Raw genomic sequence first — 2,757 nt, forward strand, 5'->3', positions numbered from 1 at the left:
CCGCCCGACTGGCTCTTCGGCCTCCTCTTCCTGCTCCTGCTCGGCGCGCTGGTCGCCGCCTGGTGGTGGCTGCGACCGCTCACCGTGGCGGTGCGCGTCGTCGACGAAGGCGGCGCGCCGGTCGCCGGCGCCGTCGTCGAAGCGCCGGCGAGCGGCCAGCGTTTCCTGCCGACGGCCGCCCAACCGGCCGCCCCGCCGACTGCCGCGCCATCCGGCCAGTCGCCGGTTCAGCCGGCGGTCTCGCCCTCCGGCGAACCGCCCGCCGAGGCGCTCGCCACGGTCCGCTATTCGCGCTCGCTGCTGCCGCTGACCTTGCGCGGCGAAGCCCCCGGCTTCGTGCCCGGCGAAACGACGCTAGCCTCGCCGGGCCTCGCCGCGTCACTTCCCGAGCAGGTGGCGATCGTCCTCGCGCCGCTGCCGCGCGAATCGACGCCCGACATCGCCCCACGCCCGCCGGCGCCGCCCGGTTTCGCCTTCGCTGCCGCCCTTCCGGCGCCGACGCCCGAAACGCTGCCGCCGGAGACCGGCGAAGAAACGCATTGGGTCGTCGACCACCTCATCTTCGCCGCCGCCGCGCTGCTCTTCCTCGCCGGCGTGTGGACCTGGAACCGGCTGCGCCGGCGCGGCTGGCTCGAACGCCTGCCAGCGACCGGCAGCGCCGCCGAAAAGCGTCTCGACGCCGACGACGGCCGCTTGCGCGGCGCTTTTCGCAGCGAGCGGCTGCGCCTCTTGCGCGCCCTGCGCCGACGCCACTGGCTGCCGTCGAACGAACTCGACGGCGAGCGCAGCGTCGCCGCGACGCTCGCCGCCGGCGGACTCTTCACGCCGGTCTTCGGATCGCTGACTGAACCCGAATTCCTCGTCCTCGTCGACCGCGCCAGCCTGCGCGACCACCTGGCGCTGACCGTCGACGAGCTGCTCGCCGGCCTGCAGTCGCGCGGCCTGTCGGTCGAGCGTTTCCACTACGCACGCGACCCGCTGCGCTGTCGCCATCAGCCGTTCAAGCGCGGCGCCGGCGACCTCGGCGGGCAGGATCTCGAGCAATTGGCGGCGCGTTTCGCCGCGCGCCGCCTGCTCGTCTTTGCCGACGCGCGCGAGCTGATCGATTCCTACAGCGGCCGCCCGGCGGCGAGCGTCGCCCGCCTGCTGGCCTGGCCGCAGGGGCAGCCGTTGCTGCTCACGCCGCGTCCGCGTCGCGCCTGGGGGCGCAGCGAATGGCTGCTCGAACGTGCCGGCCTGCGCCTGCTGCCGCTCGACGCGGCCGGTTTGCAACTGCTCGGCGAAATCGTCGGCCAGCAGCGCGTCGTCGCCCCGCCCGCCGTGCGCCGCGCCGAGCGCCCGCGTCCGCCCTACCTGCGCGATCTCGACCGACTGCTCAGCGGCGAAGATCCGGGTGCGGACTTCACCGCCCGCGTCGTCGACGCGCTCGCCGCCGACTTGCCGCCGCGCATCTTCGTCTGGCTCGCCGCCTGCGCCGTCTATCCCGAGATTCACTGGCCGCTGACGCTGCGCCTCGGCGACGGCCTGATCGCCGACGAACGCCAGCGCGCCGACGCCTTGCCGCAACTGGCGCAGCTTCCCTGGCTGCGCCACGCCTATCTCCCTGACTGGCTGCGTCGCGCGCTGCTCGCCCGCCTGGCGGCCGGGCAACGGACGGCAGCGCCGACGGGCAGGGCCGCGGCAGCCGACCCGGCAGTCGACCCGGCGGCCGACCTGGCGGCGATTCGCCAGACGCTGGCCGACTTCCTCGACCAACTGCACGAAGCGCCCGCCACCCCGGGCGCGCTGCGCATCGCCGCGCCGGCGCGCCGCTGGTCGAGCTTCGCCGATGTCCGGCGCGGGCTGCGCGCGCTCTTCGCCGGCCAGGCGGCGGGCGAGCGTCCGCCGGCCGTCGAGGATCGCGTCTTCCTGCGTTTCATGAGCGCCCCGTCCAACCCGCTCGGCGTGCGCGCTTCCGAGACGCTGCGCCGCATCTTTTACCGCGACGCGCTGCCGCTCGCCGGGCTGCGCGTCGTCCCGCTGCTCGTCGTCGGCGCGCTCGCCGTCGGCCTGCTGCAGCACTTCTTTCCGCTGCGCGCGCAGCGCACGCTGGTCGGCCCGACGCCGCCGCCCATCGTCCGCACGCCGAGCGCGCTGGCGCTCGACAGCGACGGCCGCGGCCTGCTCGTCGGCGACAGCCACCGCGGTCTGCAGGCGTGGCAGGAGAGCGAAAGCAGTTGGCAGAAAGTGGCGGCCGAGACCTCGCGCACGGCCGGGCCGCTCGCTGCCGTCGCCCTCGCCCCCGGTCGCCTGCTCGGCGCCGGCGCCAGCGGTTTGCAGATACGCCCGGCGGCGGTCGGCGGGCCGGCCGAGACGGGGCTCGACGGCCGGGGGCAGGCCGACCCGGTCGTTGCCGCCGAGCGCTATGGCGACGCGGCGGACGGCGAATTCCAATTGCAGGGCGCGACGGCGACGGGCGGCGCGCCGGCGGGTGCGCCGCTGTGTATCGCCATCGACGCGGCCGGCGGGCGGGCGTTCGCGCTGAGCGCCGAGTTTCTCGCCGCGCGCATCGGCGGCGGCGAGGCGGCGGTGGATTGCGCCGTCGCGCACGGGGGGACGCAGTTGGCGGTGTTGGGCAAACGGGTGCACGTCCTGCCGCTGCGCGCACGCGCCGCGGCAGGCGGGGGCCGCGCCGCACCGGCGGTCACGCTGCCGGCGGGGGATTGGCGGCGCGTCGCGCTCAGCGCCGACGGGCGGACGATCGCGGCGACGGGCAGC

1 pseudogene is annotated in these 2,757 nt (G+C 76.0%); it reads left to right on the forward strand.

From position 1 onward, the window contains the following. Positions 1-2,757: pseudogene (locus tag RKP46_RS15970) on the forward strand (hypothetical protein); the annotation flags it as partial.

Source organism: Accumulibacter sp., assembly GCF_031732815.1.
GTDB lineage: Bacteria > Pseudomonadota > Gammaproteobacteria > Burkholderiales > Rhodocyclaceae > Accumulibacter.